General features: G+C 52.8%; 17 protein-coding genes and 1 pseudogene. 12 read left to right on the forward strand and 6 right to left on the reverse strand.

Annotated features, from left to right (window positions below; all coding sequences use genetic code 11):
• Positions 1-51: 51 nt before the first annotated feature.
• From V6C16_RS00530 to V6C16_RS14900, 5 genes are all read right to left on the reverse strand, one after another.
• Positions 52-555, reverse strand: coding sequence for a pyridoxamine 5'-phosphate oxidase family protein (locus V6C16_RS00530; RefSeq protein WP_333534558.1), 504 nt, complete (start codon positions 553-555; stop codon positions 52-54).
• A gap of 253 nt (positions 556-808) precedes the next feature.
• Positions 809-1,549: a class I SAM-dependent DNA methyltransferase gene (locus tag V6C16_RS00535; protein ID WP_333534559.1), complete on the reverse strand. Its 741-nt coding sequence runs from the start codon at positions 1,547-1,549 to the stop codon at positions 809-811.
• Between the two features lie 593 nt (positions 1,550-2,142).
• Positions 2,143-3,165, reverse strand: coding sequence for an alpha/beta hydrolase fold domain-containing protein (locus tag V6C16_RS00540; protein ID WP_333542713.1), 1,023 nt, complete (start codon positions 3,163-3,165; stop codon positions 2,143-2,145).
• A gap of 109 nt (positions 3,166-3,274) precedes the next feature.
• Entirely contained in the window at positions 3,275-3,505 is a 231-nt protein-coding gene (locus tag V6C16_RS00545) for an alpha/beta hydrolase (RefSeq protein ID WP_333534561.1), read from the reverse strand.
• A gap of 867 nt (positions 3,506-4,372) precedes the next feature.
• Complete coding sequence (locus tag V6C16_RS14900) at positions 4,373-4,483, reverse strand: VOC family protein (RefSeq protein ID WP_442886160.1); 111 nt, start codon at positions 4,481-4,483, stop codon at positions 4,373-4,375.
• 324 nt (positions 4,484-4,807) lie between these two features.
• Between V6C16_RS14900 and V6C16_RS00555 the strand changes: the two genes are divergently transcribed.
• The 12 genes from V6C16_RS00555 (at position 4,808) to V6C16_RS00605 (ending at position 16,030) form a co-directional block, all read left to right on the forward strand.
• A complete protein-coding gene (locus V6C16_RS00555; RefSeq protein WP_333534562.1) occupies positions 4,808-6,163 on the forward strand; it encodes an MFS transporter in 1,356 nt (451 codons plus the stop codon).
• A gap of 99 nt (positions 6,164-6,262) precedes the next feature.
• Positions 6,263-7,585, forward strand: coding sequence for an NAD(P)/FAD-dependent oxidoreductase (locus V6C16_RS00560; RefSeq protein WP_333534563.1), 1,323 nt, complete (start codon positions 6,263-6,265; stop codon positions 7,583-7,585).
• 144 nt (positions 7,586-7,729) lie between these two features.
• The gene (locus V6C16_RS00565) at positions 7,730-8,800 is read left to right on the forward strand and encodes a pyruvate ferredoxin oxidoreductase (RefSeq protein WP_333534565.1); all 1,071 of its coding nucleotides are present in this window, start codon (positions 7,730-7,732) and stop codon (positions 8,798-8,800) included.
• Between the two features lies 1 nt (position 8,801).
• The gene (locus V6C16_RS00570; protein ID WP_333534567.1) at positions 8,802-9,563 is read left to right on the forward strand and encodes a thiamine pyrophosphate-dependent enzyme; all 762 of its coding nucleotides are present in this window, start codon (positions 8,802-8,804) and stop codon (positions 9,561-9,563) included.
• Positions 9,553-10,107: a 2-oxoacid:acceptor oxidoreductase family protein gene (locus V6C16_RS00575; RefSeq protein WP_333534568.1), complete on the forward strand. Its 555-nt coding sequence runs from the start codon at positions 9,553-9,555 to the stop codon at positions 10,105-10,107. Before V6C16_RS00570 ends, V6C16_RS00575 begins: the two co-directional genes overlap by 11 nt.
• A complete protein-coding gene (locus tag V6C16_RS00580) occupies positions 10,104-10,328 on the forward strand; it encodes a 4Fe-4S binding protein (protein WP_333534569.1) in 225 nt (74 codons plus the stop codon). The genes V6C16_RS00575 and V6C16_RS00580 overlap by 4 nt, the downstream gene beginning before the upstream one ends.
• Positions 10,329-10,346: 18 nt before the next feature.
• Positions 10,347-12,533 carry an acetate--CoA ligase family protein gene (locus V6C16_RS00585; RefSeq protein ID WP_333542714.1) on the forward strand — a complete coding sequence of 729 codons (2,187 nt, stop codon included), beginning with the start codon at positions 10,347-10,349 and terminating at the stop codon, positions 12,531-12,533.
• A gap of 31 nt (positions 12,534-12,564) precedes the next feature.
• The gene (locus tag V6C16_RS00590; RefSeq protein WP_333536736.1) at positions 12,565-12,942 is read left to right on the forward strand and encodes a RidA family protein; all 378 of its coding nucleotides are present in this window, start codon (positions 12,565-12,567) and stop codon (positions 12,940-12,942) included.
• A 286-nt stretch (positions 12,943-13,228) separates the two neighbouring features.
• Entirely contained in the window at positions 13,229-14,458 is a 1,230-nt protein-coding gene (locus V6C16_RS00595; RefSeq protein WP_333542715.1) for an MFS transporter, read from the forward strand.
• Between the two features lie 273 nt (positions 14,459-14,731).
• Entirely contained in the window at positions 14,732-15,535 is an 804-nt protein-coding gene (locus tag V6C16_RS00600; RefSeq protein ID WP_333536738.1) for an IclR family transcriptional regulator, read from the forward strand.
• 193 nt (positions 15,536-15,728) lie between these two features.
• Positions 15,729-15,887 (forward strand): pyrroline-5-carboxylate reductase dimerization domain-containing protein, encoded by a 159-nt coding sequence (locus tag V6C16_RS14905; RefSeq protein ID WP_442886161.1) that lies wholly within the window; start codon positions 15,729-15,731, stop codon positions 15,885-15,887.
• The gene (locus V6C16_RS00605) at positions 15,812-16,030 is read left to right on the forward strand and encodes a pyrroline-5-carboxylate reductase dimerization domain-containing protein (RefSeq protein ID WP_333536739.1); all 219 of its coding nucleotides are present in this window, start codon (positions 15,812-15,814) and stop codon (positions 16,028-16,030) included. The genes V6C16_RS14905 and V6C16_RS00605 overlap by 76 nt, the downstream gene beginning before the upstream one ends.
• A gap of 163 nt (positions 16,031-16,193) precedes the next feature.
• Here the strand turns inward: V6C16_RS00605 and V6C16_RS00610 are convergent.
• A pseudogene (locus V6C16_RS00610) lies at positions 16,194-16,308 on the reverse strand (IS5/IS1182 family transposase); the annotation flags it as partial.

A 16,308-nucleotide genomic window follows, 5' to 3' on the forward strand; every position in this document is an offset into this window, starting at 1 on the left:
TTCAAAACCGTGACAGGCTCTGCCGCCCCAATTAAAATGGTGGGGAGCAGGCTAGGTGATATTTGATTCTTGCTGATGCAGTTTTTTTCTTTTTGCCTTTCCTGTAATGTGGTCGATGGTTAGCGCGATAATGCCAGTTCTTGATATGGAGCCTTTAATTGCTCCCTCTGCCATATCTATACAATCAGGTAAATATTTTTTAGCAAGTTCAAAAAGAACATCTTTTTTTACATCAATGGCGTCTATTATGCGGGCTTTGCCATAGACAACAACACTTTCAAAATATGTGGTAAAATTTTTATCGTATACGGGCTGAGTTTTTCCTACGACACTGAAACAGACTTTTTCTTCATTGGCTATATTGTCGATTTTTTGCCCTGAAAAAGCGCTATGGAAAAATATTTCGTTTTTAATAAGTACATAAGACAATGGTACAACATAGGGCTGGTTGTTCTTATCAACTGTTGCTAAAAAGCCATATTCCTCGTTCTGCAAGATTTCCAACGCTTCTTCATGAGAAATCTGCCGGTCTTTTCTTCTCATGTCTCTGTACATAGATATTTCCTGAGTTGAAAATTTCTGTCCCCTGATTTTCCCAATTCATTTAAAAACAGGTCGTAAGCCGCGCCTTCATCAATTTTTCTGGGATGATGCTGAGACGCCTGCTTTGGAACATGCGTTGCAAAGTACTTTTCAGCGGCGTTGCTTATGAACGGAGCATGAGTCACTGTCCAGACCAATCGCAACATCAAATGAAGAGAACTTGCACTGACTATGATACGGCAAGGTTCCAGAAAGACTCTTATGGTCATTTTACTGCAATAAAGGTCATAAGCGGAGAGGAAGGACACTTTCCGTACCCAGATTGGCACTCAATGGACGAAAAACCCGCACATTCCAGCAAAAGCTTAAACTCTTCTATTCCGTACCAGTAAAGCACAAAGTTTGATAATTCCGTTTGCAGGATCTTACCTTTTTCCAGCAGATCATATCGATGGATGAAGCTTGTCTTTTGTTGATGCCAATCTATCTTTTGAGAGGTTGAGGTAAATAGAATTCCAAAATTGCCATCAATGGGGAACTGGCTTATTGACACGCTATTGGGAATAAACTCTGCTGGCAATTCCAAATCAACAATGAATTTTCCATCTTCTTCAAGATGCTGATAAAAAGAGCGCAATACTTCCTTGACACGATCGCGCGCCAACAAACTGAAGCTCCCTGTCGGCATTATTATGCTTTCATATTTGGGGGATAGCTTCAGGTTTGTAAGGTCTTCTTGATACAGGTGGCCTGCTGTGTCGGCAGCCAGCATGTTCGCTTTGCATTGCTTCAGCATGTCAGCAGATATGTCTACACCTTCTACCTTTAATCCTTTTTGGAGCAGGGGAATCATTATTCGCCCAGTGCCGACACCGGCTTCCAAAATTTTCCCTTTCGTGTCTTTCAGTTGCTCATAATAATACTCTAAATCACCATTAATAGAGCAGCCAACGGGCTTAGTCAGTTCATACAGCTTTGTGCTCAATTCGCCATACTCAGTAAACATGTCGTTATCTTCTTTCCTGAAACATTTTTTGCGTCATAAAAATCCGCACAAGATAATGGGGCGTCCGAGATATGATAATGCTTGTTGCAGTTTTTTGGATTTCAACAGTCAGCATATCCTATCATTCTGAGCAAAAACTTGCGAAATTTCAACTGTTGGTTGTCCGCCATTCTTGGCCTCAAATTCAATCCAACCGGACGGCGGTAAAAAGCGGGAGCATGCATTCCCGGTTCAGGGCAGGGGCTAGAGCAATTTCACTTTGAAATTGCTCGGAAGGCTGCGTGAGCAGACGTTCGCTACGGAGGCGTAAGCGCAGTTTATCTGCGCGGTTAAACGCCGAAGTGAGCGTGCCTTAAACTTTGAGAATATACATTCTCAAAGTTAATCTGCTCTAGGTGCGCCTTCTTAACGCCATGCTCTGTAAGGCTGGATTCAGCATCTTTCACCATGATCCTATGCTTTTCCTTTCGAGTTCAAGAAGAAAAAACAACGTGAGCAGGTAACCTTCGGATACTGCTATTGCAACATGGGGAAGCGCTTCTTCAAGGCTTAAGAAGACAACACCTTTGTATTGTAATACTTGGTAATAAATGCTATTTAAGGTATTTTTTGAAGAATTTTCCAAGCTCTTTAAAGTGGAGTATAGTTTCAGGCGCATCAGGCAGCATCATATATTGAGCGTGTGACATGCCTTCAAAAACAATCAAATCCGCATCCACTCCGGCCTGCCGGAGTTTGATATGCATACGCACGGTGTTGCTCAAGAAGAGGTCGCGAGTGCCGGAAGTGAGAAGCGTTGGCGGAAAGCCGCTGACATCTCCATAAACGGGGGACAGCATCGGATCTTTTGGATCGTGGCCGTCTGCGTAAACTTTTGCTGCCTCGCCAAGCCAGCCTTCATAGCTCACCAGTACGTTATCCAGATGTTCATTGGTGAAATAGGAGTCGCCTGTTTTCGTGAGGTCTGCCCAGGGGGTTCCTGCGGCAATCGCGGCTGGCAACGGTAAATCTTCTGCCTTGGCGCGGAGAATCAGTGCCAGTGTCATGCCGCCGCCCGTGGAAGTACCGAAAACGCCGATTTTTTCTGAAGGCGTGGTTTTCAAAAGCGCTCTATAGACGTCAGCAGCATCATCCAGGGCAGCCGGGTATGGAAACTTCGGAGCCATCCTGTAATCCGGCATAATGACGCAATAGCCGCAGAGGGCAGCCGCCAGAATGGCCTCATAGGTGCCGGATTCGCCCGGCCCCAGCACATACCCGCCACCATGAAAATTTAAAAGAACCCGGCCCATGTTTTCTTCTGGAAGATTTTTGGGGGTGACGAGGAATACGGGAACTCCGCCCATAGCCTCCGCCGTGACCGTAACGCCCATCTGCTCCCGCAGTGCGGGCAGGATGGATTCCATCGAATCCGCAAAACTTTTTACAAATATTCTCCATTCCTCCGCATTTTTTGGATGGGTGTTCCAGTGAGAGGGCGCGCCTGCGCTGATGAGTTTCCGTAACTGTGGGCTGACAGTATCCGGTACGGGTATGTCGCCTGTCGCGGCTTGGACCTGAACTGTGGACATGCAGAATAAGAAAAGAGCCAACAGGCTTTTCTTCACCATTTTCATAAATTTGACCTCCTACAATTTAGCTGTACAAAAGCAGCCGCGCCCCGTTACACAGGACGCGGCTACCCGTATTCCATATTTAGAGTCTATATATTCCATGCCGATTTGGCTATTTGAGATTTTGCGTGAAGAAGCTACCTAATTTATCAAAGGGAATCAGGCTCAATCGGTCGTACAGGTCAACATGTCCGGCCCCTTTGACGTAATATAGTTCTTTCGGTTCCGCGGCCCGCTTGTAAGCGTCCTCACTGAACTCCTTGGAGTACGCCTGATCGCCAGTAATGAACAGCAGGGCGCGGGGCGAAATTGTTTCGATGTCATTGAACGGGTAAAAGTTCATAAACTTGGTATTGCTGCTTAAGGTTGGATGGGTCGTGGTTTTTCTGGTCTGGCCTTCGGGCGTGAACTCGCCTCTGGGAGTGCGGTAAAATTCGTAAAACTTTATTTCAAGAGGGTGCGAATTTGCATTGATTTCATGTACTGTGCCGCTGGTGTATCTGGCCGGGCCGCCTTCCGCTTACGCCCTGTGCCTTGATAACATCGTAAACACAACGGGCGAAAGCAGCCTGTGTTTCCGCCCGTTGTCACCCTCTCTGGAATCGCAGGTCAATCTGGTTTGGAAAAAACATCAGGTATTTTCCAAACCATCCGGGTTATTTTTGGACAACCTTAAATCGCGATTCTGAGCTGACTGTCATCCGCCATTATCATAGCTCTTCAACGTTGAGTGTAGCTGCAGAGTCTCGAATGCCCTCTAGCCTCAGTTCGTGTGCTTTTTCAAGGAATAATCGGATATACTCTTCAGTCAGTGCGCTCGTGTCTTCTTTGCCCTGCACTGATTTTTTGAGAAAATTTCAGCCTTCAAATGTGAAAAGAACGATTCAGCGCAAGCATTGTCCAAGCAATTGCCTTTGCGCGAATGACTTGCCTGAAGTTGTAATTTTTCAAGTCGGTTACAATGCAATTTGTGAGTGTATTGAAACCCTTGATCTGAATGCACTACCGCGCCTGGCATTGTCGGGAGTTTGTCTGGAGTTTGTCTAATGTGGCGAGCACCAGATCAAAGTAACGACGCTTTTTGCGAATAACAGACTGGATACCGAGCTTGCGCATAAGCGTAGTCTTCTTACCGTCGGCCATAAAAGACCCCCATCATATTTTCAGAGTTTAAGCCTGGTGTTTTTTTGCTTTGTCTACCTGATGAGGGTCATAGCAATGCTGCCATGCCGACTAGTTCTTTTGCCTGCATGATCCTGCAGTAAAAGTCTTTTGACGCGTCAATATCTCTGGTGACCAGCAAGTAGCCTTCAAGCCGCATATGCCCTCCTGAGGCGAAAAAAATTCTGTGTGCGTAACCACTTGCCAAAGTTCATGCCTGCAACTAGCCGCAACGAAATCGTAAATAATTTGTAACCCTCCTTGACAGCAAATTTGATTAGAGATATTTTTTAAAAAACGGAACAATGTACCGTAATGCGGTATAAAGAGTGTAGCTGAAGACGCTTCCGCCTGCAAGTCATTCCAGACCGACAGGCCAGTTTTCAGCAAGCCTGTACGCAGATGCGCGTTGATGGACCAGCTTGTTGACTGTCGTGGGATTTTCGGCAGTTGCCCTATTAAACGAGTTATTCAGGAGAGGGGTATGGCAGAGCATCACCAGGGCCTTACAAGTTTTGAAGACGCTCCTTTTTTGCCTCTGCACCGGAAGATTGCGGCGGGCGCTTTTCTGGGGCAGATCTGTGATGGCTATATTTTGGGCATTGTGGGAATTGCCCTGAGCTACGCGGCAAAACCTCTGGGGCTGACCAGCTTCTGGATGGGGCTCATCGGAGCAGGCTCACTGCTGGGCATTCTTTTCGGCAGCCTGCTCATGGGCTCTCTGGCCGACCGCATCGGACGCAAGTTCCTTTTTTGCGTGCTTATGCTGGTATCCGTAATCGTCTCCCTTGCGCAGCTTCTCATCTCCGAACCGCTGACCCTGGCTGCCGTGCGCTTTTTGCTGGGCATGGCCGTCGGCGCAGACTATGCGGTGGGCATAGCCCTGCTCAGCGAATGGACGCCCCGCAAGAAGCGCGGCAGCATCCTGGCCTGGCTTTTGGTCACATGGACCATGGGGTATGTTCTTGCCTATTGCGTGGGTGTCGGGCTGCAAAGCCTGGGAGACGTAAGCTGGAACTGGATTCTTGCCTCGTCCGCGGTGCTGGGCTTTATCACCATGCTGGTGCGCCTGGGTTCGCCCGAATCGCCGAACTGGCTGGCGAGCAAGGGCAGAACCCGTGAGGCACTGGAAATTATCCGGCAGCATCTGGGCGAGGGCTACGACCTGCCGCCGACAGAGGGGAAAAAAGCTTCAACTTCCTGGATCCGCCTGTTCCGCAAACCTCTTCTTTACAATACCATTGTTTCCGGCGTGTTCTTTGCCTGTCAGGTATTGCCTTTCTTCGCCATCAGCATCTTTCTGCCAATGGTGCTGACGGAACTGAAGATTGAAAATCCCTATGCCACCGGCGTACTGTACAATGTTTTTACCATGGTCGGGGTGCTTTTCGGCACATGGCTTATCAGCAGGATTTCCCGCCGTGCCTTCCTGTTGGGAACCTTTTACGGCGGGGGCGTGCTCCTGCTGATTCTTACAGTCTGGCAGGGCATGCCCCCCTATATCGCCCTGGCCTTTGTCGCGGCCTTTGCCCTGGTGCTGGCGATTTCCATCACATTGGAATTCGCCTATCCCCCCGAGCTGTTCCCCACGGAACTGCGTGGTTCGGGTGTGGGCCTTACAATAGCCATCAGTCGTATCGGCGCGGCCGGGGGAACCTTTCTGCTGCCGATCATTTCCGAACAGTTCGGTATTGCGGCCTCCCTCGGCGGCTGTGTTGCCACGCTCTTTCTGGGGGGCGTGATCTGCCATATGTGGGCGCCTGAAACATCTGAAAAATTCATGGGGGACACCCCGAAGGTGGATGGTGTACCCGTACCCGCGGTTGCGCTCAGAAGCTGACCTGTATGCATGACGCATCCCCTGTGGCGAGCGTCGATTTGTTACTGTGGGACAGTATATCACAACAACTTTGAAGGAAGATAGTCAAGGAGGGCATCAATGCGCGAAGTAAAAATTTTTCCGGCAGAAACCGGGGTAAACGGCTGGCTCGAAACGTCGCCTTTCAAAAAGCACCAGTTCAATTCGCAAGAAGAAATACTGGACAGCTACGACTTTGTGGTCATCGGCTGCGGTTACGGAGGCTTCGGCGCTGCCTGGCGTTTTGCCGAACTTAACCCCGGCGCCAAGATAGCTGTTTTTGAGGCCATCCGGGTGGGAGCCAACGACAGCGGCAAGAACGCGGGTTTTCTTATTGACGTGCCGCACGCTTTTGGCGGTGACGATTCGACGGTTGAAGACAAAAAATGGTGCGTGCGGCTAAACGTGGCCTCACAGGACAAGATGCGCAAAATCATCAAAGACCACAACCTCAAGGTCGACTGGGATGACTGTGGCAAATACCTGGCCGCCAACGAAAGCAGCGCCTTCAAGCACCTTGACAGCGAGGCCAAGGACCTGGACGACGTGGGCGTTCCCTATCAATATGTAGAACATGAGGAACTATCGCGCAAACTGGGTACAAGGTACTATAAAAAGGCCCTGTTCAATCCCGGTTCCGTCTTGGTAAATCCTGCGGATGTGCTGCGCGGGCTGTGCAGCGTGCTGCCTCCCAACGTGCACCTTTTTGAAGAAACCCCTGTGCTGCGTATAGAGGACGACAGGGAACCCAAGGTGGTGCTGGTCAATGGCAGAAAAATCCGTTGCAAGGCCGTGGTGGTTCCCATCAGCACCTTCCTTGAAGAATTTGGCCTGTCTAAAAACCAGTTTTGCCCCATCATTTCTTTTGGCGCGCTTTCGCGGCAACTGGACGAAAGCGAGCTGGATGCTCTTGGCAGGGACGTCAAGCCCTGGGGCGTGACGGCGGCGCATACCGCAGGCACCACGGTGCGATTTACCCACGACAACAGGCTGCTTGTGCGCAACGGGCTCATGTACGCCACATGGCTCACCAGTTCGCCCGAACGCATCCGTCGGTCACGCCGCATGTTGCGCAAGGCCTTCAACAACCGCTTCCCCAAGCACAAGCATGTAAACTTTGAATATGTATGGGGCGGCATGATCCACCTGACTATGAATTCCAGATCCGTCTTCGGACGCAAGGGAAATATTTTTTACTCCGGCGTGGGCGAAGGCGCGGGCATCATCAAGGCTTTTACCATGGGCACCTATCACGCTGAATGGGCCAACGGCATGAACAGCGAAGTTCTTGATTTTCTCAAAAATGACAAGAAGCCCAGCTGGCTGCCACCCGAACCCTTCCGCACAGTCGGCGCCGAATGCCGTCTACTGTGGGAAACAGCTACAGCCCGAGGTGAAATTTGACCTTCCGCATCCTCTTGCCGGCAGAACCTTTTTGTCGGCGAGAGGAAAAAAATAATAACATTATGGAACGACATGCCGCAATGCGGTATAAATGTAAAATCCAGGCAATTTTTCTTGAAGCCATTAACCCATGTGAGACTCAGGATGAAAGAAACACTGTTCCTGAAAAATACGGAGACGTTCGCCGAGAGCATGATCCGTTGCGGCGTCCGTGGACACTTTGCCTATCCCATCACGCCGGCCACGGACGTCATGCGGTACTCTTCCACCAAACTGCCGGAATTCGGCGGACGCATGGTGCAAATGGAAAGCGAACTGGCCGTGGCCAACGCCCTGGCTGGCTATGCCTGTACCGGCAAACTGGGGGCTACATCCACATCGGGTCCCGGCATGTCTCTCATGCAGGAAACCATTTCCTTCATGGCTGGAGGTGAACTGCCCTGCATCTTGCTGGACGCCATGCGCGTGGGTCCCGGCGACGGCGACATCGTCGGGGCGCAAAGCAACTATTATCAGGCCACGCGCGGCGGCGGCCACGGCGACTACCGGGTCATTGTCCTTGCCCCCTCCTGCGGTCAGGAAATTGCCGACCTCATGCCGCATGGCATCAAACTGGCCTACACCTACCGCACCCCCGTGCTCTTTGTGGTGGACGGCGTGACCTGTCAGATGACCGAATCCACCACCTTTGACCCGCCTCACGACTACAGCGCCGATTTTGACACCTCCGAGTGGCGGTTTACCGGTACTGGCGAGCACCCGAAGCGTTTTTTGCTCACGGGCAGCTATTCCCACGCCCAAGGTTATGAAATGAACGAGCGCCTGCGCAAAAAATACACGCTCATCAAGGAAAAGGAACAGATGTGGGAGCAGGAGCAGGTGGAAGACGCCGAAGTTCTTGTGGTGGCCTTCGGTATTCACGGACGCATGTGCAAGGACCTGGTTGAAAGCTGCCGCGCCAGAGGAAAACGTGTGGGCTACATCCGCCCCATAACACTCTGGCCTTTCCCGGACAGGGCCTTTGAAAATCTTCCCGCTTCGGTCAAGTCCATCCTGGTGGTGGAAATGAACCACGGTCAGATGATCGACGATGTGCGCCTGGCGGTGAACGGACAGGTTCCCGTGCATTTTCTGGGCAAGACCGGCGGCGACATCCCCATGTGCACCCTGGCGGACATGTCCCGCGAAGTCGGCAAACTGCTTGAGGGAGAATAACATGCAGACACTGGCAGACTACTACGGCAAAACGCTGAAATTTGATAAACTTTTCAGTTATTGCCCCGGCTGCGGGCACGGTGTTGTCACCAGACTGGTGGCGGAAACCATCGAAGCCATGGGCATCAGGGAAAAGACCGTTTCCGTGGTGGGTATCGGCTGCGGCGGCTTTTCCCACCATTACATGGAAATAGACGCCATTGAAGCCATGCACGGGCGCTCGCCGGCCGTGGCCGTGGGTTACAAGGCCGGTATGCCGGACAACATCGTCTACACCTATCAGGGAGACGGCGACATGAGCGCCATCGGCCTGGCGGAACTGCTGCATGCCGCCAACCGTGGCGTGCCTATAACCTGCATCATGGTCAACAACTCCCTTTTCGGCATGACCGGCGGGCAGATGTCGCCCACGACCATTCCCGGCCAGGTGACCTCCACCACGGCCAAGGGGCGTGACATCCACATCCAGGGCTATCCCCTGCTGGTTCCGGAACTGATGCGGGCCATGAAGGGGGTTGCCTACCTCGCCCGTGAAAGCGTGGCCGACGCCAAGAGCATCAACAAGGCCGCCAAGAGCATACGCAACGCCTTTGAATGTCAGGTCAGGGGACTGGGTTTCTCCTTTGTAGAAGTCATTGTGCCTTGCCCCACAGGCCTCAGGATGAAAGTGCTGGATTCCTACGCATGGTCCGCCAAAGAGGCCCTTGGCTACTTCCAGCCTCAGGTTTTCAAAAACGAACTGGAGCAAAACCGTGAAATATAAGTGCGCATTTTCCGGTTCCGGCGGGCAGGGCGCCGCGCTGATGGCAAAGCTGACCTGTCTTGCCGGCATCAAGGACAAAAAGCAGGTGGTCATGACCCAGACTTACGGTATTGAGCAGCGTGGCGGCGACTCCACCGGCTATGTCATAGTTTCCGACGAACCCATCGGCAATCCCATTGTGGAAGCGGACGCCGACGTCGCCGTAGCCATGAGCGAGAGTATCTACCAGTCGGCCCTGGAAACCGCCAAGGAAGGGGGCACGCTGTTTGTGAACAGTTCTCTGATCAAAAAACAGCTTGTGCGCCCGGAAGTGAAACAGGTTCCCCTGCCTGTTTCTGAAATGGCGCAGGAAATGGGTAACGTGCGCGTGGCAAACATCATCATGCTGGGTGCGATTGTGGCCAAAACCGGCATGTTGAGCGCCGATGCCGTCACCGCCGCCCTGACGGACCTGCTGGGTAAAAAAAAGGCGGCCCTGCTGGAGATAAACCTGCAGGCCCTGAACGCGGGCATGACGGCAGTGGAAAAGGAGGCGTGCAAATGAGCAAGAAAACAAAGTTGCACCTGATTGAAGGCGCCCGCTGCAAGTCATGCGGCCTGTGCGTCGCCGCCTGTCCCAAGCAGACGCTTGGTATCGGCTCCGGCCTCAACCAGCAGGGGTATGCCTTTGTGGTCCAGGTCGCGCCCGAAAAGTGCATAAAGTGCAATATTTGCCGCATTGTCTGCCCGGATGTCGCCATCGGCGTCATCGAGGCGAATCAGTAGCCCGCGAGGTACCTGTTTATGTCAGACCTGACTCCTCTGTTCAAACCCAAAAGCGTGGCCCTCATCGGGGCCTCGTCAGACACCAGGAAGTACGGCTACTGGACAGCCAAGAGCCTCATAGACAACAAGTTTACCGGTCAACTGTACCTCATCTCAAGAACAGCGGCCGACGACATTCTGGGCCACAAGCCCTATGCCAGTATCTCCGATGTTCCCGATCCGGTGGATCTGGCCATTGTGGGCATAGCCCCCAAACATATCCTGCCTGTGCTTCAGGAATGCGCGGATAAGGGCGTAAAGGCCGTCATTGTCGTGGCTACAGGTTTCGGTGAAACCGGGTCCGAAGGCAAGAAGCTGGAGCAGCAGATGCTTGATATCGCCGCCAAAAGCGGCATGCGCATCATGGGACCCAACTGCATGGGCCTGTTCAGCGCTCCCGTCAGTCTCAATGCCAGCATCATTGATCTGGACAAGGGGGACATGGGGCTTGTGCTGCAAAGCGGCAATTTCGGCATCGACATCAACTTCAATGCCAAGTCCCGCGATCTCGGCTACAGCGGGTGGGCGACCATCGGCAACCAGATCGACCTGCGCTTCGCGGATTTTGTGGAATATCTGGGGCGGGATGAAGGCACACGCGTTGTGCTCATGTATATGGAAGGGCTGCGCGTCTCGTCCGTGGACGACGGGCGGCGGTTTGTTGAAAAGGCCCGCATGACGGTCCTGAAAAAGCCTGTGGCCGCCATCAAGATCGGCCGCAGCGAAGCGGGGGCCAGAGCAGCCGCTTCCCATACGGGTTCCCTGGCGGGCAGCGAGAAAGTTTTTGACGCCGCACTGAATCAGGCCGGCGTCATCCGGCTGAACACCCCCAATGAACTGCTTGATGTGGGCGAGGCTTTTTCGCGCTGCAAGACGCCCAAGGGCAACCGCATTGCCATTCTCACCGACGGCGGCGGCCACGGCGTCATGGCCACGGATACCGCCGAACAGTTCGGTCTGGACGCATTTGTGCTGTCCGAGGCGACCCAGAACAAGCTGCGCGCCATTCTCAAACCCCATTGCCCCATCAGGAATCCTGTGGACCTTGCGGGTACGCCTGAAGGCGACATGTGGGTTTTCGACCGTTGCGCCGAGGTGCTGCTGGACGATCCCGAGGTGGACGGGCTGGTTATCGTGGGCCTTTACGGCGGTTACTGCGATCTGTCGGAAGAATTCCGCCAACTGGAAATGGATGTGGCCAAAAATCTGGCGCAGCGCGCGGTAACGTCCGACAAGCCGGTGGTCATGCATTCCATCTATCAGGCGCAGCGCCCTGAAAGCCTGACCTATCTCATGAAGCACGGCTTTCCTGTCTATGCTTCAATTGATGCAGCCATGCGGGCCATGGGCGCGCTTGTGGGCTTCAGCACCCGGCAGAAAAAAATACGCGAGGAACTGGCCGCAGCGCCCCCGAGCCTGCCTGAAGACCGTCATGCGGCCGTGAAGGCCATTTTCGACAGGGTGCGCGCGCAGCACAGGATAAACCTTGTGGAGACCGAAGCCCGCGAAGTGCTGCGCGCCTACGGCTTTGACCTGCCGCCCCACATGCTGGCAGCCAGTGCGGACGAGGCGGCCAGCATGTTCACCCGGCTCGGCGCGTGCAAGGTTGTCATGAAGATAGTATCTCCCGACATTCTGCACAAAACCGACGCTGGCGGGGTCATTCTGCATGTGGACTCCGAGGACGCGGCCCGCAAGGCGTATGAACAGCTTGTGGCCAATGCGCTCAAGTATAACGGCTGCGCCGATATTTTCGGCGTCATGCTCACGCCCATGCTACCGGCGGGCGTGGAATGCATTATCGGCAGCAGCTACGACAGCACTTTCGGCCCCACGGTCATGTTCGGACTTGGCGGCATCTTCGTGGAAGTGCTCAAGGACGTGTCTTTCCGCGTAGCGCCGGTGAACGCCCCCGAAGCGGAAAGAATGATCAGAGAAATAAAAGGATTCCCGCTTCTTACCGGTGTTCGCGGTAAGGCCGGCACGGATATTCCCGCCCTGGTGGAAGCTGTGAGCAAGCTTTCGCACATGGTCGCGGAACTGCAGGACGTGGCGGAGGTGGACCTGAACCCTGTTTTTGCCACGGAAAACGGTATTGCTGTGGTTGACGCCAGAATAGTGCTGCACCCCCAGAACTCCAAAGAGCGGACAGGCAAAAAACTGTAAAGATCACAGCCTTAAAAAAGGAAAAAATAGTATGGAATTCGTGAATGACAAAAAGGGGCCTGTGCCCTGCGGGCCCTATTCCCACGCGGTCAGAAGCGGCAACATGCTGTATGTGTCCGGTCAAGTGCCTTTTGACCCCATTTCCGGGACCCTTGTGGGGGCCAACATTGAGGAACAGACGGCGCAGACCATGAAAAACCTGGCTTCACTTCTGGATACGGTGGACCTTGGCCTGAAGAACGTGGTCAAAACTACGGTCTATCTTGCCAACTGGGACGACTTTGCCGGCTTCAACAGCTCCTATGCAAAGTGCATGGGCGACCACAAGCCGGCTCGTGCCACAGTGGAAGTGAGCCGCATCGCCGGAGGAGCCCTGCTGGAGCTGGACGCCATCGTCGAATTTTCATGATTTTTGGGGCGGCGGCCTTCTTTCGGAGGCTGATGCGACTCTCTGGCCCGGAATTATTGTCCGCCGCCCCAATACTATCAAGTTTATTACAAATATTGAAATGCTATTTTTATACAGGGGCAGAAAATAATTGATGATTAATTTGTATTAGTAACACTGTTGCGTATCGGGGGGGGGTGCAATGAGCTGCACATCACTGGTAGAGATGTTCGATAATGCTCCGTTAAACAGTTTCCATAAACGTCTGGCCATATATTCTTCAGGTGGACCTCTTCTTGACGGCTATGTGCTGAGCATCATTGGCATAGCCCTGGTGCAGGCTACTCCCTATCTGGAATTGTCCTTATTCTGGGAGGGCATGATAGGTGCATCCGCCCTTATCGGTATTTTTCTTGGCGGATTTGTGGGCGGGTGGTTTACCGACAAGTTCGGCAGACAAGTGTTGTATACGCTGGATCTTGTGGCCATCGGTGTTTTTTCTCTGGCCCAGTTTTGGGTAGAAAGCGCTGAAAGCCTTTTCATCTGCCGTCTTTGTCTGGGCATTGCCGTGGGGGCGGACTATCCTATTGCCACGGCGTTGCTTGCGGAGTTTGCTCCTAAAAAATATCGTGGTCCCCTGACAGGCATGCTGAACGTTATGTGGTTTGTCGGGGCAGCCGCAGGTTATATTGTTGGAGGCATTCTGCTGCATATGGGGCCTGACGGTTGGCGCTGGATGCTTGCCAGCGCGGCCCTGCCCACAGCAATCTTTATTTTCCTGCGGCGCAACACGCCGGAGTCGCCGCGCTGGCTGCGGCGCAAAGGACGCTATCTGGAAGCAAAGGCTGTTCTTAAGCAGGTGTACGGCCAGGACGTCAGCATGCAAGAGCTTGAGTCCATCACTACGGAGCCCAAGCCGATAGGCATAGCCTCGTTGTTTCGATCTGGTTACGGAACTCGCATGATATTCGTTTCCGTTTTCTGGACCTGTACCATCGTTCCCCTGTTCGCTGTTTACTCCTTCAGCCCCAAGATATTGACGGCTCTGGGTCTCACCGGCGACCTCAGCAACATGGGGTCTGTGGTCATTACCGTTCTTTTTATGTTGGGTACTGCCTTTGCCCTGTGCCTTGTCAATAAAATAGGGCGGCGCGCGCTCTTGCTGCAAAGTTTTTTCTGGACCGGCATGGCCCTTCTTTTGCTCGGCACGTTCGCGAATGCCTCGCAGTATGTCATCCTTTTGCTTTTCGCAGCTTATGCCCTGGCTACCGGCGGATCACAGATTTTACAGTTCATATATCCCAACGAGCTTTTTCCCACTGAAATCCGCGCCTCCGCAGTGGGTCTGGCCTCATCGCTCAGCAGAATCGGGGCCGCCGTAGGCACCTACCTTGTGCCGCTGGCTCTTGTGCGTATCGGCATAGGGGCAACCATGCTGGTTGCCGCCGCCATAACACTTGTAGGCTTTGTGGTCAGTTTTAAAATGGCACCCGAAACCATGCACTGCAGCCTTGAGGACGCGGCAAGGCTCAACTGACGATAGTGCTTATTCTGCCCCGCAGCCTGTATGGATTCCGTTGCCAGTCTGGTGCGTTTGGTCTAGTAGTGATTTCATAAGTCGGCCATTGGCCGATTTATGAGGAACGCTCCGCCAAAAAACGTGGTTCTCGGCCCGCTAGCGCCGCAGTTGGCAGCGTGCCGGACTCGCGCCCGGCGCCAGAAGTCGCTTCATGATGAACTACGGAATGGCTTCCGGCAGTACGACATACGCCAAGGCGGTCATATCTAATCCTGACAGGAATATTCTACAGTGACGCAATCGAAAAAATATTACGAAATCGGCTCGGTCTCCAAAGCCTGCCTGCTTATTGAAATGCTCTCCACGCAAAAGTCCTGGGAACTCGCCGAACTGAGCCGTGCCGTGGGATTGCCCAAAACCACAGTGCACCGCATGCTCCTGACTCTTGAGGACAACGGTTATGTTTTTCAGGAAAAACAGAGAGGCGAATACTGCCTTTCGTTCAAGCTGTTTTCCATAGGTAGCAGAGTGCTGCGGCATTCCAGCCTGGTGGACATGGCAAGGCCCTATTGCAGGGAACTTTTGGAAGCTGTGGACGAAACCGTGAATCTTTGTGTGGTTTCGGGCACAGAAATGCTTGTGGTGGACAAGCAGGTCACCTCACAGATGCTGCGCCAGGACTCCATCATCGGGAGTTCATTCCCTCTGTTCCAGTCGGCCTCGGGGAAAATCTTTCTGGCCTTCGCCGAAGAGGCGGAGGCGGAAAAGGTGCTCAGGCTCATCAATGAGCAGTCGCCCGCCCTGCATATCGAGCAGACCATGGAGGCCCTGCGCGCCGAATTGGAAAAGGTATGCCGGACGGGGCTGGCCTATGACTACGAAGAGGTTTTCAAGGGCGTGCGGTGTATCGCGGCGCCCATTTTCGACTATCAGAACAAGCTGGCTGCTACGCTCAGTGTTTCCGCGCCCACTGTGCGACTTAATGCGTCTTCCATTGTGAACATTGAAAAAAATATCATCCAGGCTTCAGTAAAAATTTCTCTGCGCCTTGGAGCCTCCCCGGCCAGACTGCCTTTTGGGGAGAAGATAGTATGAATGCAAGGCTTTCTCAGCCCCCATTGGCCTGATAGTCTATGGAAGCATGGGGAGCGCTCTGGCCGGTGCTATGACTCGTTCGGCGGAGTTGCGCGGTGCATTTCACTGCATGTATATGCAAAAAGCGCGATGAAGGTGCCGTGAATGATTTCACATCTCTTGCCGGATGCGGGCCGGGCTTTTTTTTCATATTATGGACAGCTTGTGTGAGGCTGGCGTGAGCGTGGGGCTCACCAGAAAAACGTCGCAAACCATCGCTGCCACTCTGATGGATGGATGCGCGAATATGGCTATACAGACAGGCAGACATCCTGTGATCCTTCGGGAACAGGGACCATCTCCCTGGGCATGACGATTGCGGGTTTGAATCATCTTGATCGCACAGGGGTGCGTGGGCAAATCATCAATGCTGTTCGCGCAGCACTGGAGCAGGGAAGAGCTATGGACGCTGAAATGTCTGTTGAAAAAGAACAGTATATACTTATTGTTCCATAATTATCCATTTAAAATATACAGATAAGAATATTTACTTATATTTTGCATATACATAGTGGTGTGCTTCAGAAATATACTATAAACATAGACCGCCCAGTGTTCGGTTACAAAATTCATGCTCTCATACGTTTGCAGATGAAAAATCAAACGCTAGATGCTGTAGTCACGAGACTGAAGCCCACAAAAAGATACACCTGATCTGAACGGCAGCCAGAAATGAGGCCGCATTTTTTGCGTACCGAGTCGCTATGCCGCGCCATTGCTTCAAATAGAGAAAA

The sequence above is a fragment of the Desulfovibrio sp. 1188_IL3213 genome (genome assembly GCF_036763145.1).
Classification (GTDB): Bacteria; Desulfobacterota; Desulfovibrionia; order Desulfovibrionales; family Desulfovibrionaceae; genus Desulfovibrio.

Bases quoted from the DNA above. Each gene is read 5' to 3' on its own strand.
- V6C16_RS00535 (WP_333534559.1), bottom strand. From the start codon at position 1,549: ATGTTTACTGAGTATGGCGAATTGAGCACAAAGCTGTATGAACTGACT.
- V6C16_RS00605 (WP_333536739.1), top strand. From the start codon at position 15,812: ATGCGCGAATATGGCTATACAGACAGGCAGACATCCTGTGATCCTTCG.
- V6C16_RS00585 (WP_333542714.1), top strand. From the start codon at position 10,347: ATGTCAGACCTGACTCCTCTGTTCAAACCCAAAAGCGTGGCCCTCATC.
- V6C16_RS00555 (WP_333534562.1), top strand. From the start codon at position 4,808: ATGGCAGAGCATCACCAGGGCCTTACAAGTTTTGAAGACGCTCCTTTT.
- V6C16_RS00545 (WP_333534561.1), bottom strand. From the start codon at position 3,505: ATGAACTTTTACCCGTTCAATGACATCGAAACAATTTCGCCCCGCGCC.
- V6C16_RS00540 (WP_333542713.1), bottom strand. From the start codon at position 3,165: ATGAAAATGGTGAAGAAAAGCCTGTTGGCTCTTTTCTTATTCTGCATG.
- V6C16_RS00590 (WP_333536736.1), top strand. From the start codon at position 12,565: ATGGAATTCGTGAATGACAAAAAGGGGCCTGTGCCCTGCGGGCCCTAT.
- V6C16_RS00570 (WP_333534567.1), top strand. From the start codon at position 8,802: ATGCAGACACTGGCAGACTACTACGGCAAAACGCTGAAATTTGATAAA.
- V6C16_RS00530 (WP_333534558.1), bottom strand. From the start codon at position 555: ATGTACAGAGACATGAGAAGAAAAGACCGGCAGATTTCTCATGAAGAA.
- V6C16_RS00565 (WP_333534565.1), top strand. From the start codon at position 7,730: ATGAAAGAAACACTGTTCCTGAAAAATACGGAGACGTTCGCCGAGAGC.
- V6C16_RS14900 (WP_442886160.1), bottom strand. From the start codon at position 4,483: ATGCGGCTTGAAGGCTACTTGCTGGTCACCAGAGATATTGACGCGTCA.
- V6C16_RS00580 (WP_333534569.1), top strand. From the start codon at position 10,104: ATGAGCAAGAAAACAAAGTTGCACCTGATTGAAGGCGCCCGCTGCAAG.
- V6C16_RS00560 (WP_333534563.1), top strand. From the start codon at position 6,263: ATGCGCGAAGTAAAAATTTTTCCGGCAGAAACCGGGGTAAACGGCTGG.
- V6C16_RS14905 (WP_442886161.1), top strand. From the start codon at position 15,729: ATGGACAGCTTGTGTGAGGCTGGCGTGAGCGTGGGGCTCACCAGAAAA.